The sequence below is a fragment of the Embleya sp. NPDC050154 genome (assembly GCF_044460165.1).
In the GTDB taxonomy this organism is placed as follows: Bacteria; Actinomycetota; Actinomycetes; order Streptomycetales; family Streptomycetaceae; genus Embleya.
Genome location: NZ_JBITJP010000003.1, coordinates 451,963 through 474,198 on the forward strand (window position 1 = coordinate 451,963; position 22,236 = coordinate 474,198).

The window sequence follows — 22,236 nt, forward strand, 5'->3', positions numbered from 1 at the left end:
GATGCGCGTGATGGCCCAGATCGCCATGGTGATGAACCTCGACAAGTGCATCGGCTGCCACACCTGCTCGGTCACCTGCAAACAGACCTGGACCAACCGCGGCGGCGTGGAGTACGCGTGGTTCAACAACGTCGAGACCCGCCCCGGCCAGGGCTACCCGCGCCGCTACGAGGACCAACGGCAGTGGCAGGGAGGTTGGCGGCGCAACAGGCGCGGAAGGCTGCAACTGGCTTCCGGCGGACGGCTGCACCGACTCTCGCGGATCTTCTCCAACCCGAGAATGCCGACCATCGCGGACTACTACGAGCCCTGGACCTACGACTACCGCAACCTCACCGACGCCCCGCTCGGCGACGACATCCCGGTCGCCCGTCCGCGCTCGCTGCTCAGCGGCGAGCCGATGGAGATCACCTGGAGTTCCAACTGGGACGACAACCTCGGCGGCACCGCCGAACTCGGGCACCTGGACCCGATGGTGGCCAAGACCCGGGAGAAGGTCGCGGACAAGGTCCGCTTCGAGTTCGAACAGACCTTCATGTTCTATCTGCCCAGGATCTGCGAACACTGCCTCAACCCCTCGTGCGTGTCCGCCTGCCCGTCCGGCGCGATGTACAAGCGCAGCGAGGACGGCATCGTCCTGGTCGACCAGGACGACTGCCGCGGCTGGCGCATGTGCGTCACCGCCTGCCCATACAAGAAGGTCTACTTCAACCACAAGACCGGCAAGGCCGAGAAGTGCACGATGTGTTACCCCCGGATCGAGGTGGGGCTGCCGACCGTGTGCTCGGAGACCTGCGTGGGCCGGTTGCGCTACCTCGGCGTCGTCCTCTACGACGCGGACGCGGTACTGGCGGCGGCCTCCGTCGAGGACGACAGGGACCTGTACCGGGCCCAACTGGGCGTGTTCCTGGACCCCGAGGACCCCGCCGTGCGGCGCGCGGCCGAGGAGGCCGGCATCACCCACGCCTGGATCGAGGCGGCCCGCCGCTCACCGGTGTACGCGCTGATCGCCGAGTACCGGGTCGCCCTGCCCCTGCACCCGGAGTTCCGGACCATGCCGATGGTCTGGTACATCCCGCCCCTGTCCCCGGTGGTCGACGCGCTGACCTCGACCGGCTTCGACGGTGAGGAGGCCGGCAACCTCTTCGGCGCGATCGACACCCTGCGCGTCCCGCTCGAGTACCTCGCCGAGTTGTTCACCGCCGGCGACACCGCGCCGGTCCGCGCGGCGCTGGAACGGCTCGCGGCCATACGCTCCTACATGCGGGCGATCAACCTCGACGAGGAACCGGACGAGGCCGTGGCCGCCCTGGCCGGTCTTACCGGGCAGGAAGTGCGTGACCTGTACCGCCTGTTGGCGATCGCCAAGTACGACGAGCGCTACGTGATCCCCACCGCCGCGATCGGCGACGCCCGCCGCCTGGAGGAATCCGCGCTGCCCGGCGGATGCAGCCTGGACTTCGACGGCGGGCCGGGAATGGGCGGATCCGGGCCCTTCGGCGAGGCGTCCGGGAGACCGGTACCGGTGAGCGTGGAGAACTTCCACGCCCTGCGCGACCGCGGCACCGCCGACCGGCCCGCGGACACCTCGGGCCCCGGCGCCCGGGTGAACCTGCTCAACTGGGACGGCAACGGTCGACCGGCCGGGCTGTTCCCCGAACGCGAAGAGGGGGGCACGCACCGATGAGGTCGCTCACCAACCGGTTCCGGGCCAAGTCGGCCCGGCTCGACGACCGGTACTCGACGGCGGTGATCCGCCAGGCCGCCGCGTTGTGCCTGCACTACCCGGACGAGATCTTCCACTCCCGGGTGCCGCTGGTGCGCGGCGCGCTGGCACAGATCGGTCCGAGGCCGGCCGGCGCACTGCTGACGGCCTTCCTCGACGACGTGTGCGCGTGGCCGGCGGCCGAGCTTGCCGCGCACTACGTGACCGTCTTCGATATGCGCAACCGGCGGAGTCTGTACCTGAGTTGGTGGCGCGAGGGCGACACCCGACGGCGCGGCGAGGCACTGGTGACCTTCAAGCGCATCTATCGCGAGCACGGCCTGGAGTTCACCGGCGAGGAACTGCCGGACTTCCTGCCCGCGGTGCTGGAGTTCGCCGCCACCGGCGGTCCCGGACCGGCCGCGGCCGGCGAGGCGCTGCTGGGCGAACACCGCCCCGGCATCGAGCTGTTGCGGTTCGCGCTGCTCGACGTGGGGACCCCGTACGCGGGCGTCCTGGAGGCGGTGTGCGCGACGCTGCCCGGCGCCTCCCCCGCGGACCGCGCCCAGGCCCGCGCCCTCGCGCACGCCGGGCCACCGCGCGAGGACGTGGGCCTGGACGGCTATCGAGCGCGCGGGGTCGAGCGATGAACACCATGTTGTGGGCGGTGCTGCCGTATCTGGCCCTGGTCGTCCTCGTCGGCGGGACCGTCTGGCGCCACCGCTACGACAAATTCGGCTGGACCACCCGCTCCTCCCAGTTGTACGAGTCGCGACTGCTACGGATCGGCAGCCCGCTGTTCCACTACGGCCTGCTGTTCGTGATCGCCGGGCACGTCGTGGGCCTGTTGATCCCGCAGTCGTGGACGGACGCGGTGGGCGTCGGCGAACACGCCTACCACGTCGCGGCCACCGCCCTGGGGCTGGTCGCCGCGCTGATGACAATCGCCGGCATCGTGCTGCTGATCCTGCGCCGGCGCACCACCGGCCCGGTGTTCTCGGCCACCACCCGCAACGACAAGCTGATGTACGTCTTCCTCGCCGGCACCATCCTCGCGGGCACCGCCGCGACGTTGTGGAACACGGTGGGCCCGCACGAGCACAACTACCGCGAGACGATCGCCCCGTGGTTCCGCAGCCTGTCCTACCTGCGGCCGAGAACGGAGCTGATGGCCGAGGCACCGACCACCTACCGGGTACACGTCGTGCTCGCGATGCTGCTGTTCGCGCTGTTCCCGTTCACCCGCCTCGTGCACGCCTTCAGCGCGCCACTGGGCTACCTCTTCCGCCCGTATGTCGTCTATCGCAGCCGCGATACCCGCTCGCCGGGCGCGACGGAACCCCGACGCGGCTGGGAGCGGGTCGGCCGGTAACGGCGGGGCCGGACTTCGCGGGGCGGAGTGCTCGGCAATCAAGGTCGGAGAGCGTGGTCGGAGAGTGTGGTCGGAGAGCGTGCGGCAGGGCATCGGGTGGCCGAAAACGCGTGGTCCGGGCGGCCCGAGCGGTCGGCGTTTGCCCCCCGCAAAGCCGGCAAATGCCTTGCGCGGTACGGAGTTTGCGAACAAGGATCGGGGGCGCTTTGCCTCTTCCACTCGCATTCCCGGAGGGAATTCCTCATGCGCAAGCGTGCCGCACTGCTGACCACGACACTCGCCATCGCGTCGATGACGGCGCTCGGCGCCCCGGCCCAGGCGACGACGGCGAAGGCCCCACCGGCCTCGACGACGGTGGCGTCGGCCCCGGCCCAGGCGGCGGCCGGCTGGCTGTTCATCGACTACTACACGACCCGGAACAAGTGTGTGGACGCCGGCCAGCAGTACCAGCGTGAGGGCTTCTCGACCTGGAAGTGTCCGTACGACATCCTCCTGGGCTACTTCGCGCTCTACGTCAAGTAGGCGCAGGGAGGCAGCCGCCCGTCGGCGCGTACCGAGCAGACGCCGAGCACGCGCAGTCCCCGTGTGCGCGCCGCCGACGCGCCTCGACGCAGGCCCAGACGTCGTGGCCCGGACGCCAACCGATCCTGGGGCTGCATCACTTGGCACCATCGGGCACATGCGACAGGCTGCCCGAGAGACGACGAACGACATGGATCGGCGTCTCGGGCAACACACCCACACGCGTGGTCGGGCGGGCTGCGGGCGACTCGGGGGCCTGGCCGGAGGTGGTACTTCGGCAGGGAGCGCCGAGCCCCGTCCGTAATCCACGCGGTGGGCCACATCGGGTATCCCGGGCAGTGGCGATCGGCGGCCTGGACAGCACGCCGCGAACCCCCACCCGGGATCCCGATCACCGATTCCGCGCGGGGCAGGACACCGACCGTCCTCCCCGTGCGTGGTCGTCGCACCGCGCCCCGACACCACCCGCGAGCCTCCCGACCCGGCGCCACCCGTGAGCCCCGATCCGGCCGAGGCCGGCACTTCCCGGTCCCCTCGCGCACATCGGATAGTGGCGCCCGACGTGTGTGGCTAGGTTCGACCACCATGATCAACCGAAAATCCGTACGGTCCAGACGACGTGTGCTGATAGTCGTCGCCGGCGCCGTGGCGATTCAGGTCGGATTGGGGGCCGGGGCGTTCGCGGCCCTGGACTCCGGGAGCTCGACCAAGGGCCCCACCGGACCGCAGGCGTGCACCACCCGCCCGAATCCGGACGCGCCGGAGGCCGGAGAGGAGCGCGGTTGCTTCTCGGTGGACGCCACCGTCGATCACCCCCTCGCGGTCGGCGAGACCGCCGGCGTCCGGTTCGTGGTGAGCGCCCAGATCGCGGCGAAGGGTGTGCGCGTCGAGGCGGATCTGCCCGCCAACCTCGCCTGGGTCGACCCGCCCGTGGGACTGACCCTGTCCTCGCATCCCTCGCCCAACCCCGTGCACCTGGGCGGCATCAACCGTGCGGGCACCGTGCGTTCGTTCAAGGCCGGGCAGTCCGTCATCTACACGGGACGGATCGTCGCGAAGGCGGCCGGTCCCGCGGAGGTCAAGGTGCGCGCCGCCGCCGACCTGCGCGCGGGAGTGGACGCCGCCGAGGACCTGATCCCGCTCACCGTGGGCGCGGCCCCGGGCATGTCGAGCTTCGGCGCGCAGCGGTCGACCGACGCGGACTCCGTCGAGGTCTCGCCCGACGTCACGCCGCAGGAATCGACACCGCACCTGACGGCCGAGTCGTTGTCCCCGGCCGGTCTGGCCGCACCCGCCGGCGACGACCCGCCGGCACCGCGCGCCCTCGTCGCCGCCGCGGCACCGACCGCCTGCGCGACCGGCAAGTGGCTGTACGTCGACGAGAAGGGTGTCACCCGGCCGGTGGTCAACATGACCGTCGAGGCGTGGGACGCCGACACGAGCAACGCGCACGACCGGCTCGCCTCCGGCCTCACCGGGACCAAGGGCGAGTACAAACTGTGCTTCGACAACGCCGAGAGCAACAATTCGGGCCAGGACGTCTACGTCAAGCTCACCACCACCAACAAGAACTGGCGCGTCCAGGCCACCGGCACCACGAACGCGTTCACGTTCAACACGCCCACGGTCTCCAACGTCGCCAACGGAAGCACCACCTCGTTCGGCGACCGCAAGCCCGGCGCGGCCGACAGGATGCGCGCGCTGCACGCGTTCGACGCGCTCAACGACGCGTGGAAGTGGGTACCGGGCAACACCTGCTGGGACGGCCTGGACACCACGTGCCGGCAGGTCGTGCTCAACTGGGCACCGGACTCGACGGTCGGCAACTACTACGGGAACAAGCAGATCCACCTCAAGGCGGACGCCCCCGACTCGCACATGACCGTGGTCCACGAACTCACGCACGCCATCATGGGCGACGTCTACGAGGACCACGCGCCGCCCATCCCCAACTGCAGCCCGCACGGTGTCTCGGCGAAGTCCTCGACGGGGTGCGCGTGGGTGGAGGGCTTCGCCGAGTGGGTGCCGGCGAGCGTGTACAAGGATCCGTACTACCGGTGGCCGAGCGGTGCGTCCATGAACCTGGAGACTCCCTCCTGGAGCACGTCGGGTTGGGACGACGGTGACGCGGTCGAGGGTCGCGTGGCCGGTGCGTTGATCGACCTCACCGACACCACGAACGAGGGCTCCGACGTCTACGGCGAGGCCGCCCCGGGCAATGTCTGGAACACGTTCCTGCGACACCGGTCCACGACATTCGCCGAGTTCTGGCAACAGCGCAGGGCCGACGGATACGACACCTCCGCGAACGGTCCGCTGAAGAGCCTGTACCAGAGCACGATCGATTATTGAGAAGGACGCGGTTCCCCGCGCGCCCGGCTTCGGGCGGGCGGGGAACCGGGCGCCGGCGCCCGGTCCCGACGACAGGCGCCGGCGTCGTCTTCTTCGGGGTCAGAACGAGCCGCCGCCGTCACCGCCCCAGCCGCCACCGCCGTCTCCGCCCCAGCCCCCGAAGCCGCCGCCCCCGTCACCGAGGCCACCGAATCCGCCGTCCCCCGCCCCGGCCGCGCCCGCCTCCGCCGCGTAGCCCAGGTTCATCGACGCGCCCAGTGTGGTCCCGATGAGCAGGCCCGGGAGCAACATGCCGCCGTACCACCCGGCCGCCCATGGACCGTAGGCGGGACCGGCCTCCCAGTACGGGCGACGACCGCCGGCACTGTCCACCTCGCGGATCTCCGGGTCCAGACCGTCGTCCAGGCGGGCCGCGTCGGCCGCACACACCGGTACCTCCCGCTCGGCGCCGTTCGCCGGTGCCCAGCGCATGTCGCGCACGGACGGACCGTGGCGCGGGTCGAAGAAGCACGGCGGTCGGCGTTGCGGCAGGGCCGCGCCGGTACGTCGGGCCGCCAGGGTCGCGAGGGCGAATCGTCCGTCGTCCAGGGCCTCGCTGACCGCACGCACATCCGCGGGTTCCCGGGCCGACGCCATGGCCGACTTCGCCCGTTCGTAGGCGTCGAGGGCCCTGGTCCATTCCTCGCGCATGGCGTCGTCGGAGTCGGCCGCCCCCGGATCGAAGGCGGCCCGATCGAGCGTCTCGCCGTATGCGGTGATGTCCTCGTCGACGACCGGCCGCACCTGCTCCAGTTCCTGCCGTGCCTGCGCCGCCCGGCGGGTGCGGGTCCGCCTGCGCAGCATGAGGATCGTGCCGGCTCCGGCGACGAGCACGGCCCCGACCACGGCGAGGCCGACCCACGACGAGCCGCCGTCGTCGCGCGCCGGTGCCGACGGCTGCTGCGCGTCGGCCGCGGCCCCGTCGACGAAGGCGGTCAGCAGGCCCGGTCCGTCTCCCTGGTGTGCGGCCAGTACGTCGCTCTTGAGGGTGGCGAGCCGTGCGCGGGACATCACCGACGCGTCGGCCGCGGCGTCGAACGTGCGACCCACGGTGACCGCGTACACGCCCGGTCGGCCCACCTGCTCACGCAGGCCCGACAGTACGGCCGCGGGCGAACCGGCCGACGCGAGTGGCGAGTCGGCCGGTACCGAGACCACGAAGATCGGCTTGTCGGCGGACCGGATCTTCGTCCGCAACGCGTCGGCGGTGGCCGACGGCAGCACGTCCTCGGCCGCCGGGACGGTGTACACGGGGTCGTCGCGCAGCGACGCGGCGATCGTCCCGATGCCGCCGCCGGCCGCCGCGTGGGCGGGCGCCGCCGCGAAGAGCAGGACCGCCAGCACGAGCGCGAGCCCGAGGACGGCCGTCTTCGGCGGTAGGCACTGGCACCGAAATGCGACTTTCGTCATGTATTCAGGCTACTGCCGCCGCGCCGGCCCGTGCGGAAGTCGGCCCCGTGCGGACGCCGGCCCCGGGAACAGGCAGGCCCCGGGAAGCCGTCTCAGCGTGTACGAGCGCGCAGCGTGCCCGGCGGCAGTCCGAGCATGCGCTCGGCCGTCCCGATCGACATGTCGTGCAGGGCGGGGTGGTCGAACGGCACGTCGTCGTTGCTGTACGCGCCGAGGCCGTCCACGTTGACGAGGATGTGCAGGGTGACCCCGAGCGGGTCGTCCGTCGTGAACTCGCCCGAGCGCACACCCTCGTCGACGAGCGCGGTGAGGGCGTCGCGGGTGAGCGACTCCTGTGCCCGCACCGCGGCGCGAAGACCGGGTTTGAACCGGCTGACGTGGCGTGCGTTGAGCCAGAGGCGGCCGAGGTCGACGAATTCGCCGTCGGTCAGGCGCACGAGAAAGCGGCCGAGTCGATCGACGGGGGCGAGCCCGGCCTCCTCCTCCGGCAGCAGCGCCGCGCGTTCCTTGGTGGCGGCGTGCGTGAACGCCTCGCTCACCAGGTCGTCGGCGGCCGGGAAGTAGTGGCCGATCAGTCCGGGGCGCACGCCGAGTTCGTCGGCGACGCGACGGAGCGTGATGCGCTCGAGACCCTCTTCGAGCGCGATCCGCGCGGCGGTTGCGACGATCTCGGCGCGACGCTCCTCGGGCATCTTGCGAACCCGCGTCGACGGGGGGCTTGACGTCATACCGACCACCCTATTGGATGTGTGGCCAATACCCCATTGGCCAAGAGACCAATAGCAGTGGTTGCTAGCGGTGTGCCCCGAGAGGTCTCGACGTATGAACCACGCACTCCCCACGGCGGCCCCCGACGACTGTGCCCGCGACCGTGCGGGTCGCCCGGAGACCCGGGGCATCGACCAGGTCCCCGTCACCGAACGGCACGGGCGAGCCCGTGAACTCTTCGCCATCTGGGCGGCCCCGAACGTCAGCTACCTGAGCTTCGTCATCGGCGCGACGCTGGTCCTGATGGGGCTCTCGCCGGTGCAGGCCATCGGTGTCGCACTCGTCGGCAACCTGCTGTGGATCCTCACGGGCGTGGTCGCGATCAGCGGTCCGGCCGCCGGCACGAGCGGGTCGGTGGTCTCCCGCGCCATGTACGGCGTGCTGGGCAACAGGATCGTCCTGGTGCTCACCGGATGGCTGATCGCATCCGCCTATCTGGCCCTGAACTGGTCGGCCGCGTCGGTCGCGGGCATCGGCCTCGCGCGGCGCGTCGGCCTCCCGGACAATTCGGCCGTCGAGGCCGTGATCGTCTGCGCGATAGCCGGCGCGACGCTGCTCGTCGCGATCTACGGGCACGCGACGATCGTGCGGCTGTACGCCGGCCTCAGCACCTTCCTGACGATCGTGTTCGTGGTGGTGACGGGCTACGTTCTGGCCGAGACCGACTGGTCCTACGCGCCCGCCGAACCGCTGCACGGAGCCGCCCTGTTCGCCACCCTCACGGCGGGCTTCACGATCATCGCCTCCACGCCGCTGTCCTACAGCAACAGCCCGGACCTCGCCCGCTATCTCCCCCGCGGCACCAGCCCCGTCGCCATCGCCGGGTGGACGGCCTTCGGCGCGTACCTGCCGAGCGTCGTCTTCACCGGCGTGGGCGCGCTGGCGGCCACGAGCCTGGACATGAGCGATCCGCAACGTGCGCTGGAGAACATCCTCCCGGGCTGGTTCGTCCCCGTGTTCGTCATCGCGGTCGTCTGCAACACCGTGGCGAACAACGGCATGACGGCCTACAGCGCCGGCCTCGCGGTCCAGTCCGTCGGCATCCGCCTCGCCCGGATCCCGGCCGTGCTCATCATCGGCGTCCTGGGCACGACCATGACGCTCTTCGCGATCCTCGTCTTCGACTTCCTCACGAGCGTCAACACGATGCTCGAACTCGTCGTCGTGGTGACGGGGCCGGCCATGGCGGTTGCGGTGACCGACCTGGTTCTGCGGCGCAACCGCTACGACGGCTCCGAACTGCTCGCCGAACGGCGCGACGGCCCGTTCTGGTATCGCGGCGGTGTGCATTGGGCCGGGATCCTCGCCATCACCGTCGGCGGGATCATCGCCGCGATGTGTGTGACCACCAGCTTTTGGACCGGCCCCGTCGCGGCCGGCACGGGTGATCTCGACCTGGCCATTCCGGGCGGGATGCTCACCGCGGCGGCGATCTACTGGGGCCTGTGCCGCTTCCTTCGATCGATCCCCGACGCCTGACGCGCCCCTCGCGCACCGGTGGCCCCCCGCGCGCCCGCGCCCCCTTGTACGCCCCGAACCGGACGCCCCGAACCGGGCACCCCGGTCCGGACGCCTCGACTCCGACGCCTCGACTCCGAAAGAGAACCAACCCGTGCACGCCGATGTCATAGTGCTCGCCCGACACGTCGAACATCTCCGCACCGATACCGCGGCACCGCCCGCCGACGCGGTCGCGATCCGCGACGGTCGCATCCTCGCCGTCGGCGACGCGTCGAGCACCGCGTCGTTGCGCGGTCCCGAGACGACCGTGTACGAGTTCCCGGACGCCACGATCCTGCCGGGCCTCACCGACGTGCACGCCCATCCCGTGTGGGGCTCCATCTCGATCGGCAGCGGCGTCGACCTGTCCGGGGCCCGCACCCTCGACCAGGTGTGCGACCACCTGGCCGAAGCCGTCGACGCACAGCCCGAGGACGGCTGGATCACGGGCTACGACCTCGACGTCAACGCCTTTCCCGACGAGCCCACCGGTTCCGTGTTCGACGAGCGTTTCCCCGGGCGCGCGATCTCGCTGATGACGCGCGACGCGCACGCGCTCGTGGTCAGTACCCATGCCGTGGAACTCGTCGGCCTGACCGGTCGTGAGACATTCACCGACGCCTCCTCGGTCGAGGTCGGGCCGGACGGCCGCCCGACCGGATACGTCGTCGAACTCCAGGCGATGGACCTGGTGTTCGCGCACTATCCGGAAGTCTCCGTGGACACCGCCGCCGAGTACGTCCGACACGAACTCGAACGCCTGGCCCGCGCCGGCCTCACCGGCCTGCACGCGCTGGACTTCACCGACCCGTCGGAGGCCGTGTATCGACGCATCGAGGAAGACACCGACCTGCCGTTGCGGATCCGCTGTTCACCTCTGGTGGCGGCCGATTCCGGTCCGGACGAGTGGCGGCGTGTCGCCGGTCTCCAGGGTCTGCGCGGCCGACGCTGGCACGTCGAGGGGGCGAAATTCATGCTCGACGGAACCGCGGACAACGGCACCGCCTGGTTCGAGCGCCCGGACACGCACGGCGAGAACTGCGAGCCGCTGTGGCGCGACGTGGACGCCTATCGCGCCGCGATGCGGTTCTTCGTCGAGCGTGGCATCCCCACCGCGACGCACGCGATCGGCGATCGGGCCGTGCGCTTCGCGCTCGACGTGATCGAGGAGGTCGGGTCCGTCGTCCGGGGTCCGCACCGGATCGAGCACGTCGAATCGATCCCCGACGACCTCCTCGGCCGGTTCGCCGAACTCGGCGTCGTGGCGAGCCTGCAACCCGCGCACGCCACCCGACACACACGCGGGGACGGCACCGACAACTGGTCGCGCCGCATCGGCCCCGATCGCGCCGCGCACGGCTGGCGTACGCGCGACCTCGTGGACCATCACGCCGTCGTGGCGCTCGGATCCGACTGGCCGATCGGCCCGGGCGACCCGCGCGTGGGGCTCGCCGACTGCCAACTGCGACGCCCCGTCGAGGAACCGGGCAGCACGCCGGTACATCCGGAGCAGGCGCTCTCGGCTCGCGAGGCCTATGCGGGCATGACGCTCGCCGCCGCGCACGCCGGCGGCGCCGGCCACGAACTCGGGCGCGTCGCCCCGGGTTACCTCGCCGATCTCACGATCCTCGCCGCGAATCCGCTCGACCTGACTCCCGAGGCCCAGGCCGACAACGCCGTCCTGGCGACGGTCGTCGACGGCGACGTCCGCCTGTACACCGACCTCCCGAAGGAACGCTCGTGATCGTCATGCCGAACCCCCATCCCGATTCCCGCCCGCACATCGTCGCCTCCGCGATCGATCCACACGCCCGCGGCGTGGCCCGCGGCGCGGGACTGCGCGCGGGGATCCACGACGCGGTCGAGATCTACGACCGGCTCTTCGCACTCGGCGGCATCACATCGACGCGGGCGCGGGCGGATGCCGCGCGAGCCCTCGACACGATCGACGACTTCCGTCCCGGCGCCCGCGCCGAGATCGAGGGCATCGCCGAGGGAGCCCGGGTGGAACCGTGGCGCGTCGCGGCGCTCAACGCGCGCACGGAGATCCTCGCGCGCAGCACGGTCGTGCCGCCGGGCGAGTGCACCACGATCGTGCGCCGGCTCGGAGACGGCGACTCCGCGGCTTCACGCACGTTCGGCATCCAGACCTGGGACTGGCACGTCGAGCTGAGCGATTGTTGGCACACGCTCGAATCGCGCGGCGGCAGGCACGACGTGGTCGGCCTCACCGAGAACGGCATCCTGGGCAAGATCGGCGTCAACAGCGCCGGCCTCGCCCTGCACTTCAACATCCTCGGTCACCTCCGCGACGGTGTCGGCGGCGTCCCCGTGCACGTACTCGCGGCGATCGTGCTGGAAGAGGCCGGCAGCGTCGCCGAGGCGGTGGAGATCGTCCGCGGCGCGCCGATCGCGTCGTCGGGATCGTTCTCGCTCTTCGACGAATCGACGGCGGTCCTGCTCGACGTGAGTCCCGTCGGCGTCTTCGAGATCGCACCGCAGAACGGCGTCCTGGTCCGCACGAACCACTTCCTCTCCCCGACGCCCGCGGCCGACGAGAAGACCTGGCTCTACCAACCCGACTCCGGTGAGCGCTACGACTTCGTGCGCGCGCGTCTCGCGCACCGGGGCGCGCCGAACGCGGCCGACGAATTGGTGGACTACCTCGTGACGGGAGCCGGCGAACCACCCGTGACCTGCCGCGCCGATCCGGACAAGCCACTGGGGCAACGCTGGGCCACGCTCGCGACCGTCGTCCTGGAACCGGCCGCACGCACCGCGACCGTCCTGGACGGCACACCCGCCGAAGCCGCCTCGCGGGACTGGCGCACGCTCCGGGCCTGATCGCGCGGATGCCGCGCGGCGGGGTCGCGGGGTGTACGCGCCTCGGGAATCGGCGTGGCCGATCGGGGCCGGGCCTCAGCGCCCGGTCGCGTGGCCCTGTCCGCCGGACCGGTGTACGCCCGCCGTCAGCGCGCCGGTCTCCGGATCGCGGGCGACGGCACACAGCCGGCTCACCGAACCGGGCTCGACGACGGTCAGGTCGTGCCCGCGGCGGCGCAGGTCGTCGAGCACCGCCGGTCCCAGGCCGGCCTCGGCGGTCACGCCGCCGGGCAGCATCTCGCGCGGGTAGAACGAGGAAGGAAAGCTGTCCTGGTGCCAGTTGGGCTCGTCGATCGCACCCTGGACGTCGAGCGTGCCGGCGGTTCGGCCGCTGAGCGTGAGGGCGAGCAGGAAGTGGGTCTGCCATTGGTCCTGCCGGTCGCCACCCGGCGTGCCGAAGGCCAGGACCGGGACGCCGCCGCGCAGGGCCAGCGAGGGACTGAGGGTGGTGCGCGGCCGACGGCCCGGAGTCAACGAGTTGGGCAGGCCCGGTTCGAGCCAGGTCATCTGGAGTCGGGTACCGAGCGGAAAGCCGAGCGTGGGGATCACCGGATTGGACTGGAGCCAACCGCCGCTGGGGGTGGCCGAGACCAGGTTGCCCCAGCGGTCGACCACGTCGAGATGGCAGGTGTCGCCCCGGGTGGCTCCGGTCGGCGCGACCGTCGGCTCACCCGTCCCCGGGTGGTGCACGCGACTCGGTTGCCGATCGCGGTGTCCCGCCGCGCGGTCGGCCGCCTCGCGTGCGTGTCGGCCGAGGATCGGGGTACGTCCGCCGGGCCGACCCGGGCGCAGCACGTAGGATGCCTCGCGGCCGATCAGGGCACGTCGGTCGGCGCTGTAGTCGGCGCTGAGCAGGTCGTCCAACGGCACCTCGGCGGCGTCCCCGTACCAGGCCTCGCGATCGGCCATCGCGAGTTTGCCGCCCTCGATCAGGGTGTGCACGTACTCGGCCGATCCGTAGGCCGGTTCGTCCGCGAGCAGGGCCAACTGCTGCAACATGACCGGCCCTTGGGACCAGCCGCCCGGCTTGCACACCTCCCAGTCCCGCCACCGCCGACGGATCGGTTCCTCGTACGCCGCCGACCAGTTCGCCAGGTCCGCGCCGGTGAGGGTGCCGGCGTGCCGCTCACCGGAGGTGTCCATGGTGGGTCGGGCCGCGAACTCCGCGATATCCAGGGCCACGAAGCCCTCGCGCCAGCAGCGGCGGGCCGCGTCGATCTGCGCCTCGCGATCGCCGCCGGCCGCGGCCGCCTCGGCCAGCACACGCCGCCACGTGTGCGCGAGGGCTTGGTTGCGCAGGGGTCGGCGCGGGCTCGGCGTCATCCCGTGCGGGAGGTAGACCTCGGCGGAGGTGGTCCATTCCGTCTCGAAGAGCTCGCGCATGCGGGTCACGGTCTGCGCGACGCCCGGAAGCGGCAGGTGCCCGTGCTCGGCGAGGCCGATCGCGTGATCGAGCACCGTCGCCGGCGACTTGCTGCCGTGGTCGCGCAACAGCAGCATCCACGCGTCGAAGGCTCCCGGCACGGCGGCGGCCAACGGGCCGGTGCCGGGGACCAGTTCCAGGCCCAACCCGGTGTAGTGGGCGATGCTCGCACCCGCCGGCGCGATGCCCTGACCGCATAACACTCGCACTGGGCCGCCGGCGGGTGCGAGCAGAATCGGCACCTCGCCGGCCGGTCCGTTCAGGTGCGGTTCGACGACATGCAGTACGAACGCGGCCGCGACCGCGGCGTCGAACGCGTTCCCGTCGTCCTCCAGCACCGCGAAGGCCGCCTCGGAGGCCAGCCGGTGGGTGGACGACACCATGCCGAAGTCGCCCCGAAGCGCCGGTCGAATGCCCATGGCCGGACCGTACGCCGGCGCCGGCATCGCAACAAGAGCGCGGGTTCGCCCGGAGTCCGGTGCCCGTTGGCGTTGACGTCGGCGTTGCCACGCACGGACCGTCGACCGGGCCGCGACCTCGCACGTCCCGTCCCGCGACCTCGCCCCTCACCCCTCGCCGCGTCCACTGGCCGGACACGGGCACGGACACGGACACGGTCTCGTCTTCGGCCCGCTCGGGCTCACCCGTCGTGTGCCGCGGGTTGCGTGGGAGTCGACCGTGCCCGTGCGCGTCGCGTCGGCGACCGCGGCGGTGGGAGTCAGTCGGACTCTTCCCGGTCGAGGTACGCCTGGTACCGCTCGGCGGTGAGGAGGTCGTTCAGGCTTTTGGGATCGACGAGGGTGACCTCCACGACCCATCCCTTGTCGTAAGGGTCGGTGTTGAGGAGTTCGGGTTCGCCTTCGAGGAGTTCGTTCACGGCGATGACGCTGCCGTCGACGGGGGCGTAGATCTCGGTGACGGCCTTGACCGACTCGACGCTCCCGAGCGCCTCCGTGGCCTGAAGCGTGTAGCCGACGGTGGGCACCTCCACGAACACGACGTCGCCAAGCTGCTTTTGCGCGAAGTCGGTGATGCCGATCCGGGCCTTGCCGCCCGTGGTCGGCAGGATCCATTCGTGGTCCTGGGTGTACTTGCGGTCCGCGGGCACGGTCGTCATATCGGTCGGTCTCCTGCCGATGTCATGCGTACGCCGACGCGAGATCCGCGCACGGCCGCGACCAGCCTGACGCAGAGGAGACCCACCGGAACAGTGCACTCACCCGAAAGGCTCCATTACGGACATGCCGCCGCATCGCCGGCCCGCAGCCGACCGGGCACGCCCCGTCGGCACGTTCTCCGTCACGTTCCCCGGCACGCCCACCGGCGGGTTCTCCGCCGGTTCACAGACGGCAACTGATCTCCATGCCGTCCTCCACCGGGAACGTCACGTTGTGATAGCCGTTCTCCGGGTCGCGGACGTAGTCGAGATACGGCTGCAGACTGCTCAGTTCGACGTCGTCGGCCACGACCAGCGTGCCGGGCCGCAGGCGTGGCTCCAACAGGCGCAATACCGGCAGGCACAAGTCCTTCCACCCGTCCAGCAGCAGGAAGTCGGCGGGGGCGTCCAGATCGCGGAGGGTGTCCCGGGCATCTCCCTCCAGCACGGTGATCAGGTCGTCCAGGCCGGTCTCGGCGAAGGTGCGGCGCGCCGCGGCGATCTTTTCCTTCTCATCTCGGTGGTGACGACGCGTCCGGCGCCGTTGTCGCGCACGGCCGCAGCCAGGTACAGCGTGGAGATCCCGAAGGACGTGCCGAACTCGACGACCGTGCTCGGGCGCGCGGCTCGGACCAGGTTGTACAGCAGTGCTCCGCCGTCGGCGGAGATCGGCATGTAGACCTCGGCCGAGGCGTCGGCCCGTTCCTGGGGTGACAGCGGGGCGAAGCCGCCGGGCAGTTCCGCGTCGCGCCGGGCGGCGACGGTGTCGTCCTGTTCGGCTTCCTCGAACATCCTGCCGAGGGCCGTTCGGACTCGGGGGTCGGCGAGCGTGAGGGTGGGTGTCATGAAAGCTAGGCTAGACGCAACGTCACGTCTTTTCTAGATGCAATATCCTCGGCGCGGGGAGGCGAGAAGATGACATCCGAGACTCACAGGGCCACGGCGGATGACGCCACGCCGGCCGGCACCGGTGGATCCGGGCGGGCACACCACGGCAACCGGCACGGACGCAGCGAACAGGCCCGCAGGGCGGTTCTCGAGGCGGCCGACGACCTGCTCGCCGAGAAGGGATTCGCCGGCGTCACGATGGAGGGCATCGCCGCGCGAGCCGGCGTGGCCAAGCAGACCATCTACCGTTGGTGGAGCACCAAGACCGACGTCCTGATGGACGCCTTCCTCGAGGACGCCGCAGAGGACCTGTCGCCGCCCGATTCCGGCGACCTCGCGGGGGACCTGCGCGACTACCTGCGACGGTTGGCGTACTTCCTCGCCGAGTCCGACTCCGGGGCCGTCTTCCGGGCGCTGATCGCACAGGCTCAGCACGATCCGGCATTCGCCCGGGACTTCCGGGTCCGATGGCTCGACGCGCAACGCGGTCGCGATCGCCTGCCGTTGGAACGCGCCATGAACGGCGGCTCGTTGCCCGCCGATCTCGACATCGCGACTGAGACGGACCAACTCGTGGGCCCGCTCTACTATCGCGTACTGGTGACCGACGAACCCATCGGCGACACCTTCACCGACGCCCTCGTCGACGCGTTCCTGGCCCGACACGAGCCGGCCCCACGAACGCGGCCCTGACCCGAATCGCCCCACGTGGCCACCCGACGCCCGGAGGGCGGCCTCCCGCCCGACTCGGGTGCGCACGGTCTCGACCCGACGGGTCGTGCCGGCATCCGCCCTTGCCGTCGCTACGTTCGGGCCGTGGATATCACGTACGAATGGCGGGGCGACTTCGACGATTCGGCCCTCGAGGAGTTGCACGCCGAAGGGTTCGACCACCCGATCGGGCGGATCCCCTGGCGCGCACGGCTGGAGCGGCACAGCCTCGGCTGGGTCTGTGCGCGCGAGGACGGCCGCTTGATCGGCTTCGTCAACGTTGCCTGGGACGGCGGGGTCCATGCCTTCGTCCTGGACACGGTCGTGGCTCGGCGCGCCCGGTCCCGGGGCATCGGCTCCGTGCTGGTCGGCACGGCCGCCGAAGGGGCCCGCGCGGCGGGGTGCGCATGGCTGCACGTCGACTTCGAGGAGCACTTGCGGTCGTTCTACGTCGATGTCTGCGGCTTCGGCGAGACCGCGGCGGGCCTGATCGCGTTGTGAACCCGTGGCCGACCCCTCGGGTTCCGGGGCGCGGACCGGGCGCTTCGGTCGATCCGGGCGGTCCGACGGGGCGAACCGGTCCATCCGATCCGGCGTGAAGTGGACCAGTCATGCGGTCCGGTCCGCCTCTACGTTTGCCGCCATGAACGAAAAAAGCGGTGGGACCGTGCTGACATCCCTCCTCCACCAGATACCGCCCTTCCTGCCGACCCCCACCGAAGCCATGACGATGACGGTCGAACTGCCGCCGGGCGACCCGGGGACACCGCCGCACCGGCACTCGGGTCCGGTCTTCGGTTACATGTTGGAAGGCGAGATGGTCTTCGAACTCGAAGGCGAACCCGAGCGGATCATCCATGCCGGCGAGGCGTTCTGGGAACCGGGCGGCGACGTCATCCACTACCGGGCCGGCAACAACCTCACCGACGCGTGGAGTCGCTTCGTGGTGGTCATGCTCGGCGTTCCCGGCGAACCCATGCTGACCGTCGTCGACGAGCGTGAACTGGCCGAACGGCGGGACCGGCGGGCGCCCCGACCCACCCCGTGAGTACCGCGCCCCCGCCATCCCGGCGCGGGCGCATCGTCATCCGATCCCGACCCCGTACAGGAGTTCCACACCATGCACGTTCTCGTTGCCGGCGCCACCGGTGTCCTGGGACGGCGTATCGTCCCCCGGCTCGTCGCGGCGGGACACCGGGTCACCGCGCTCTCGCGACGCCCGGACGCCGCGGCCGAGTTGCACGCACCCGACGTCACCGTCGTGTCGGCGGACGTCTACGACCGCGAGGCGCTCACCCGCGTCGTGGTGGACGCCGCGCCGGACCTCGTGATGCACCAACTCACCGATCTGGCCGCGGGCGACCTTTCCGCCAACGCACGCGTGCGCCGGATCGGCACCCGCAACCTCGTCGACGCCGCACACGCGGCAGGCGTACGGCGCGTCGTGGCCCAGAGCATCGCGTGGGTCTACGAGGCGGGCGAGGAGCCCGCCGACGAGACGACGCCGCTGGACGCCACGACGGACGAGCCCCGACGTGGCACGATCGACGGCGTGCTCGCCCTGGAGTCGGCCGTACGCGAACTGCCCGAGTGGGTGGTGCTGCGTTACGGGCTGCTGTACGGCCCGGGCACGTGGTTCGCGGCCGACGGCAGCAGGGCGGCCGACGCGCGTGCGGGGCGGTTGGCCGGCGGGGCGGACGTGTCCAGTTTCGTCCACGTCGACGACGCGGCCGCGGCGGCGGTGGCCGCACTGGGCTGGCCGAGCGGCGTGGTCAACCTCGTCGACGACGAACCGGCGGCGGCCGACGCCTGGGTGCCGGTGTTCGCCGCCGCGGTGGGCGCGGCACCGCCCGCCGAGGCGCCCGACGCGCCACGCGCCGGTTGGGCCAGAGGCGCCGACAACCACTTCGCCCGCAAGCACCTGGGCTGGACGCCGACCCACCTCTCCTGGCGATCGGGCTTCGCCACCCTGTAACCGGGAGCAGGCTCCGACACCCGGGGGATCGTCGCGCTATCCCCCCGGTCGCCGCCGCGTCGGCCCCGCCCGCAAACCCTCCGCGTCGAGCACCTCGCCGAGCAGGTCCAGCGCCCGGCGCCAGGTGTGCGGTGACGGCGTGGCATAGCCCAGGACGAGGGCGGCCGGGGCCGATTCGTCGGGTGGGTGTCGGTAGCCGGAGACGTGCAGGCCGTGCAGGCGCAGGCCCACGTACTGCCCGGCGGCGATCAGTCGGCGCTCGTGCTCCGCCGAAGGCAGGGGCAGCAACGCGTGCAGTCCCGCCGCGACCCCCACCAGGGAAATCCCGGTCACCGCGGTGACCCGATCGGCGAGTTCGCCGCGGCGCCGCCGATAGGCCAGGCGGGCACGACGCACATGCCGGTCGTAGTCGCCGTGCGCGATCAGCTCCGCGAGCGTGAGTTGCTCGATCACGGACACCCCGGTGCCGCTCTCGCGCAGCGCCGCCGTCACCGGCTCGCGCAGCGCCGGCGGCACGACCAGCCAGCCCAGGCGCAGGCCGGGAGCGAGGGTCTTGCTGGTACTCCCCGCGAAGACGACCCGTTCGGGATCGCGCGCCTGCAGCGCCCCGACCGGCCGGCCGTCGTAGCGGAACTCGCCGTCGTAGTCGTCCTCGATCACAAAGCCACCGGCACGCCGGGCCCAGGCGGCGAACTCGCCGCGTCGCGCGGGCGAAAGCACGACGCCGGCCGGATGCTGGTGCGCCGGGGTCAGCAGCACGACCCCGGTGTCGGGCGTGAGGCCCGCCGGGTCCGCGCCGAACTCGTCCACGCGCAGCGGGACACAGTCCACCCCCGCGGCGGCGAACAGTTCCCGGTGTCGGGCCAACCCCGGGTCCTCGGTCGCGGCCCGGCGTACGCCCAGGCCGCGCAGCGCACGCGCGAGCACCGCGAGCGCGTGGGTGAATCCCGCAGTGACGACGACCGCGTCCGGTGTGGCGCGTACGCCCCGGGTCCGGGCCACATACGCGGCCAGGTTCGCCCGCAGGCTCGCGGTCCCCTCGACGTCGCCGTAGTCGAGGCCGCCCGCCTCCACCCCGGCCAGGACCCGACGCACCGCACTCGCCCACGCGGTACGGGGGAAGGACGCGAGATCGGGCCGGCCCGGTCGCAGATCGGCCCACACCCGGCTTTCGGTCGGCACCCGCCTTCCGCCGCCACCGGCGCGGGACGGCTCGACGCCGCCGACGTCCGCCACCCGCGTGCCGGACCCCGGCTCCGCGATCAGCCACCCCTCGGCGACGAGTTGGCCGTACACGCCGACGACCGTGCCGCGCGCGAGGCCCAGATCCGCAGCCAGGGCGCGCGAGCCGGGCAAGCGAGTACCGGGAGCCAGGCGCCCCGAGCGCACGGCCTCGCGCAACGCCTCCTCCACGGAGCGACCGGTCCCGGCGGTACGCCGATCGACGTCGATGTGCAGATCGACTCCGGCAACGAAAGGAGGCGGATCGACTCCGCCGACGGAAGGATGACGCATACCCCACAGCCTGCCGGCGCACGCCGCCTTCCGGCCCGCCGGTGCCCCCGGACGCGCCGCCCGTCACGCGTGCCAAGCCCGATTCAGCCGGGGCGGACCAGGTCCACATTGGTCTCGACCCAGTCCCGAAGCCCGCTCAACGGCCGGGCGACACCCCGTCCCAGCTCGGTGAGTTCGTACTCTGGACCGAGCCTTTCCCTTGGACCGGGCCGCACAAGCCCACGCCCACGCCGAACGCGCCACCACCACGGGCAAACTCGCCCCGCGCATCGCCGACTGACGCCATCCGCACCCGCGGTCCGGCCCGGTGTCCGCGGCACACCTTCGGCGGCCGATCGGTGACCACGTCGACGGGCAAGGACCCGACGGCGCGCCGGTGGGAGGTTCCCACCGGCGCTCGTCATGGGTGCGGGGCCGCGGTGCTCGTCGGGTCCTGGTCCCGAGGGAAGGCGTCGGTCAGTTGCCGGTGCGGGTGATCTGGTCGAAGTGCACGAGTCCGTCGTTGAAGGGCTCGATGCCGGTCATATGCCGACTGTGCACGGCCGCCGCCGAAGCTTCCAGGTACACCCAGAAGGGCATGTCGCGGTTCAGCGAGGTCTGCACACGTGTGTAGGCGTCGCGGCGGACCTTGGGGTCGGGAGACAGTCGGCCCTCCCCCAGCGCCTTGTCCACGGTGGCGTTGCTGTAGCCGGTGATGTTGTTGACGCCCCCCGTGACCAGGAACTGGTGCACGGTCGGTTCCACGTCGTCCGCCCACAGTTGGAAGACGGTGGCCTCGAAGTCGCGCTTGGAGGAGACGCGCGTGACCAGCGACGCGATGTCGACGACGTCGACGATCATGGTCACCCCCGGGTATCCGGCCAGCGTTCGGCGGATGTACTCGGCGATCTCCCGGGACTTGGGGCTGTCGGGCACCATGTAGTGGAAGACGAAAGGCTTTTGCCCGTTCGAGGTGAGCTTGGCAAAGAGCTCGCCGGCTTGCTGGGGCTTGTTCTCCACGGCGGCCAGGTTGACGTTCGCCAGCGGGGAACTCGCGTTGAAGATACCCCTGGCCTGGACGCCGAGGCCCTTGTAGAAGCGGCGGTTGAGGTCCTCGCCGCTGAGCGCCAGCGCGATCGCCCGACGTGCGTCCGGGTTGTCGAACGGCGGCTTGCGCATGTTGAAGGCGATCATCAGGCCGCCGTTGAGCAGGGTTTCGTCGACCGTCAGGTTCTTGTCCCGGGCGTCGCCCAGCACGGTCGGGTCGGTGGTGACGGTGATGTCCGCCCGACCCTCCGCGATCGACTCCGGCGCCGCCGCGATGTTGCGGTCCACCCGGAACACGAGTTCGTCCAGGTGGGGCAGTCCCTTCTGCCAGTAATTCTCGTTGCGCACCATGCGCAGGTCTTTTCCGGGCTCCCAGGCCGCCAGCTTGAACGGGCCCGCGCCGACCGGGGCGCGCTTGAGCGCGGCTCGACCGTCGGGGGTCGCGACGTACTTCGCGGGGGCGACGAACGCCAGGTTGCGGGCGACCAGGTGATCGAAGTTGGCGTTGGCGGATGGGAGTTCGATCCGCAGTTGCAACGGCGCCACCTGGACCAGCTTGACGTCCCGCAGTACCCCGCCGACCAACGAGTTCACCGTCGGGTCCCGGTGGGCGTCCCAGGTCGCCTTGACCGCGGCCGCGTCCAGGGGCGATCCGTCCGAGAAGCGCAGTCCCGGACGCAGGGTCAGCGTCCAGTTCGTGAGTTGGTCGTCGCTGATCAACGACTCGGCCAGCTTGGGGTGCACGGTGCCGGTCGCCGGTTCCGTCCAGACCAGGACGTCGTACAGCGCCGTCATCCGGTTCCCGTCGGCCACGTTCGGGTAGCTCGCGCTGAACGGGTCGAGCCCGCGTGGCTCACCGGGGAGGAGGAAGACGGCCGAACCGCCCGCCTGCGGCTTGCCGGCCGCGTCGGAGTCGTCGTCGCCGACCAACCCGCATCCCGCCGTGGCGGTCAGGCAGATCATCACCAGCGCCAGGGCCGAGGGGCGCAGT

At 71.4% G+C, this 22,236-nt stretch carries 20 protein-coding genes; 12 read left to right on the plus strand and 8 right to left on the minus strand.

All coding sequences use genetic code 11. From position 1 onward, the window contains the following. Position 1: 1 nt before the first annotated feature. The 5 genes from narH to ACIBSV_RS08635 all read left to right on the plus strand — a co-directional run bounded on the left by narH (position 2) and on the right by ACIBSV_RS08635 (position 5,951). Positions 2 to 1,687 carry a nitrate reductase subunit beta gene (gene narH, locus ACIBSV_RS08615; RefSeq protein WP_395860637.1) on the plus strand — a complete coding sequence of 562 codons (1,686 nt, stop codon included), beginning with the start codon at positions 2 to 4 and terminating at the stop codon, positions 1,685 to 1,687. Beyond that, the gene (gene narJ, locus ACIBSV_RS08620) at positions 1,684 to 2,355 is read left to right on the plus strand and encodes a nitrate reductase molybdenum cofactor assembly chaperone (RefSeq protein WP_395860639.1); all 672 of its coding nucleotides are present in this window, start codon (positions 1,684 to 1,686) and stop codon (positions 2,353 to 2,355) included. The genes narH and narJ overlap by 4 nt, the downstream gene beginning before the upstream one ends. Next, complete coding sequence (gene narI, locus ACIBSV_RS08625; RefSeq protein WP_395860641.1) at positions 2,352 to 3,077, plus strand: respiratory nitrate reductase subunit gamma; 726 nt, start codon at positions 2,352 to 2,354, stop codon at positions 3,075 to 3,077. The genes narJ and narI overlap by 4 nt, the downstream gene beginning before the upstream one ends. A gap of 243 nt (positions 3,078 to 3,320) precedes the next feature. Next, positions 3,321 to 3,599 (plus strand): hypothetical protein, encoded by a 279-nt coding sequence (locus ACIBSV_RS08630; RefSeq protein WP_395860643.1) that lies wholly within the window; start codon positions 3,321 to 3,323, stop codon positions 3,597 to 3,599. A 645-nt stretch (positions 3,600 to 4,244) separates the two neighbouring features. Further along, complete coding sequence (locus ACIBSV_RS08635) at positions 4,245 to 5,951, plus strand: hypothetical protein (RefSeq protein ID WP_395860644.1); 1,707 nt, start codon at positions 4,245 to 4,247, stop codon at positions 5,949 to 5,951. A 99-nt stretch (positions 5,952 to 6,050) separates the two neighbouring features. Here ACIBSV_RS08635 and ACIBSV_RS08640 read toward each other — a convergent pair whose 3' ends face one another. Both ACIBSV_RS08640 and ACIBSV_RS08645 read right to left on the minus strand, forming a co-directional pair. Continuing rightward, a complete protein-coding gene (locus ACIBSV_RS08640; RefSeq protein ID WP_395860646.1) occupies positions 6,051 to 7,400 on the minus strand; it encodes a hypothetical protein in 1,350 nt (449 codons plus the stop codon). Positions 7,401 to 7,492: 92 nt separating this feature from the next. Beyond that, complete coding sequence (locus ACIBSV_RS08645) at positions 7,493 to 8,128, minus strand: TetR/AcrR family transcriptional regulator (RefSeq protein WP_395860647.1); 636 nt, start codon at positions 8,126 to 8,128, stop codon at positions 7,493 to 7,495. 94 nt (positions 8,129 to 8,222) lie between these two features. Between ACIBSV_RS08645 and ACIBSV_RS08650 the strand changes: the two genes are divergently transcribed. From ACIBSV_RS08650 to ACIBSV_RS08660, 3 genes are all read left to right on the plus strand, one after another. Then, positions 8,223 to 9,647 carry a purine-cytosine permease family protein gene (locus ACIBSV_RS08650; protein WP_395860649.1) on the plus strand — a complete coding sequence of 475 codons (1,425 nt, stop codon included), beginning with the start codon at positions 8,223 to 8,225 and terminating at the stop codon, positions 9,645 to 9,647. Positions 9,648 to 9,780: 133 nt separating this feature from the next. Continuing rightward, complete coding sequence (locus ACIBSV_RS08655) at positions 9,781 to 11,412, plus strand: amidohydrolase (protein ID WP_395860651.1); 1,632 nt, start codon at positions 9,781 to 9,783, stop codon at positions 11,410 to 11,412. A 5-nt stretch (positions 11,413 to 11,417) separates the two neighbouring features. Next, the gene (locus tag ACIBSV_RS08660) at positions 11,418 to 12,512 is read left to right on the plus strand and encodes a C45 family autoproteolytic acyltransferase/hydolase (protein ID WP_395860975.1); all 1,095 of its coding nucleotides are present in this window, start codon (positions 11,418 to 11,420) and stop codon (positions 12,510 to 12,512) included. A gap of 75 nt (positions 12,513 to 12,587) precedes the next feature. Here the strand turns inward: ACIBSV_RS08660 and ACIBSV_RS08665 are convergent, their stop codons facing one another. From ACIBSV_RS08665 to ACIBSV_RS08680, 4 genes are all read right to left on the minus strand, one after another. After that, a complete protein-coding gene (locus ACIBSV_RS08665; RefSeq protein ID WP_395860653.1) occupies positions 12,588 to 14,393 on the minus strand; it encodes a gamma-glutamyltransferase family protein in 1,806 nt (601 codons plus the stop codon). 299 nt (positions 14,394 to 14,692) lie between these two features. Then, positions 14,693 to 15,091 (minus strand): glycine cleavage system protein GcvH, encoded by a 399-nt coding sequence (gene gcvH / locus ACIBSV_RS08670; RefSeq protein WP_395860655.1) that lies wholly within the window; start codon positions 15,089 to 15,091, stop codon positions 14,693 to 14,695. A 223-nt stretch (positions 15,092 to 15,314) separates the two neighbouring features. Further along, positions 15,315 to 15,632 (minus strand): O-methyltransferase, encoded by a 318-nt coding sequence (locus tag ACIBSV_RS08675; protein ID WP_395860977.1) that lies wholly within the window; start codon positions 15,630 to 15,632, stop codon positions 15,315 to 15,317. Then, positions 15,584 to 15,976: an O-methyltransferase gene (locus ACIBSV_RS08680; RefSeq protein WP_395860657.1), complete on the minus strand. Its 393-nt coding sequence runs from the start codon at positions 15,974 to 15,976 to the stop codon at positions 15,584 to 15,586. Before ACIBSV_RS08680 ends, ACIBSV_RS08675 begins: the two co-directional genes overlap by 49 nt. Positions 15,977 to 16,045: 69 nt before the next feature. Here ACIBSV_RS08680 and ACIBSV_RS08685 point away from each other — a divergent pair, with 69 nt between their 5' ends. The 4 genes from ACIBSV_RS08685 (at position 16,046) to ACIBSV_RS08700 (ending at position 18,704) form a co-directional block, all read left to right on the plus strand. After that, positions 16,046 to 16,711, plus strand: a complete 666-nt coding sequence (locus tag ACIBSV_RS08685) for a TetR/AcrR family transcriptional regulator (RefSeq protein ID WP_395860659.1) — start codon at positions 16,046 to 16,048, stop codon at positions 16,709 to 16,711. A gap of 123 nt (positions 16,712 to 16,834) precedes the next feature. After that, positions 16,835 to 17,230: a GNAT family N-acetyltransferase gene (locus ACIBSV_RS08690; RefSeq protein ID WP_395860661.1), complete on the plus strand. Its 396-nt coding sequence runs from the start codon at positions 16,835 to 16,837 to the stop codon at positions 17,228 to 17,230. A gap of 142 nt (positions 17,231 to 17,372) precedes the next feature. After that, a complete protein-coding gene (locus ACIBSV_RS08695) occupies positions 17,373 to 17,777 on the plus strand; it encodes a cupin domain-containing protein (protein WP_395860663.1) in 405 nt (134 codons plus the stop codon). Positions 17,778 to 17,849: 72 nt separating this feature from the next. Then, positions 17,850 to 18,704 (plus strand): NAD-dependent epimerase/dehydratase family protein, encoded by an 855-nt coding sequence (locus ACIBSV_RS08700; RefSeq protein WP_395860665.1) that lies wholly within the window; start codon positions 17,850 to 17,852, stop codon positions 18,702 to 18,704. A 36-nt stretch (positions 18,705 to 18,740) separates the two neighbouring features. Here ACIBSV_RS08700 and ACIBSV_RS08705 read toward each other — a convergent pair whose 3' ends face one another. Both ACIBSV_RS08705 and ACIBSV_RS08710 read right to left on the minus strand, forming a co-directional pair. Next, on the minus strand, positions 18,741 to 20,219 hold the full coding sequence (locus tag ACIBSV_RS08705; RefSeq protein WP_395860667.1) for a PLP-dependent aminotransferase family protein: 1,479 nt from the start codon (positions 20,217 to 20,219) through the stop codon (positions 18,741 to 18,743). A gap of 456 nt (positions 20,220 to 20,675) precedes the next feature. After that, a complete protein-coding gene (locus tag ACIBSV_RS08710; RefSeq protein ID WP_395860669.1) occupies positions 20,676 to 22,208 on the minus strand; it encodes an ABC transporter substrate-binding protein in 1,533 nt (510 codons plus the stop codon). Positions 22,209 to 22,236 lie beyond the last annotated feature (28 nt).

What these genes read in the sequence shown, in the direction of transcription:
- narH (WP_395860637.1), top strand. Translation starts at nt 2, where the DNA reads ATGCGCGTGATGGCCCAGATCGCCATGGTGATGAACCTCGACAAGTGC.
- narJ (WP_395860639.1), top strand. Translation starts at nt 1,684, where the DNA reads ATGAGGTCGCTCACCAACCGGTTCCGGGCCAAGTCGGCCCGGCTCGAC.
- narI (WP_395860641.1), top strand. Translation starts at nt 2,352, where the DNA reads ATGAACACCATGTTGTGGGCGGTGCTGCCGTATCTGGCCCTGGTCGTC.
- ACIBSV_RS08630 (WP_395860643.1), top strand. Translation starts at nt 3,321, where the DNA reads ATGCGCAAGCGTGCCGCACTGCTGACCACGACACTCGCCATCGCGTCG.
- ACIBSV_RS08640 (WP_395860646.1), bottom strand. Translation starts at nt 7,400, where the DNA reads ATGACGAAAGTCGCATTTCGGTGCCAGTGCCTACCGCCGAAGACGGCC.
- ACIBSV_RS08645 (WP_395860647.1), bottom strand. Translation starts at nt 8,128, where the DNA reads ATGACGTCAAGCCCCCCGTCGACGCGGGTTCGCAAGATGCCCGAGGAG.
- ACIBSV_RS08650 (WP_395860649.1), top strand. Translation starts at nt 8,223, where the DNA reads ATGAACCACGCACTCCCCACGGCGGCCCCCGACGACTGTGCCCGCGAC.
- ACIBSV_RS08660 (WP_395860975.1), top strand. Translation starts at nt 11,418, where the DNA reads ATGCCGAACCCCCATCCCGATTCCCGCCCGCACATCGTCGCCTCCGCG.
- ACIBSV_RS08665 (WP_395860653.1), bottom strand. Translation starts at nt 14,393, where the DNA reads ATGGGCATTCGACCGGCGCTTCGGGGCGACTTCGGCATGGTGTCGTCC.
- gcvH (WP_395860655.1), bottom strand. Translation starts at nt 15,091, where the DNA reads ATGACGACCGTGCCCGCGGACCGCAAGTACACCCAGGACCACGAATGG.
- ACIBSV_RS08680 (WP_395860657.1), bottom strand. Translation starts at nt 15,976, where the DNA reads ATGACACCCACCCTCACGCTCGCCGACCCCCGAGTCCGAACGGCCCTC.
- ACIBSV_RS08685 (WP_395860659.1), top strand. Translation starts at nt 16,046, where the DNA reads ATGACATCCGAGACTCACAGGGCCACGGCGGATGACGCCACGCCGGCC.
- ACIBSV_RS08695 (WP_395860663.1), top strand. Translation starts at nt 17,373, where the DNA reads ATGAACGAAAAAAGCGGTGGGACCGTGCTGACATCCCTCCTCCACCAG.
- ACIBSV_RS08700 (WP_395860665.1), top strand. Translation starts at nt 17,850, where the DNA reads ATGCACGTTCTCGTTGCCGGCGCCACCGGTGTCCTGGGACGGCGTATC.
- ACIBSV_RS08705 (WP_395860667.1), bottom strand. Translation starts at nt 20,219, where the DNA reads ATGCGTCATCCTTCCGTCGGCGGAGTCGATCCGCCTCCTTTCGTTGCC.
- ACIBSV_RS08710 (WP_395860669.1), bottom strand. Translation starts at nt 22,208, where the DNA reads ATGATCTGCCTGACCGCCACGGCGGGATGCGGGTTGGTCGGCGACGAC.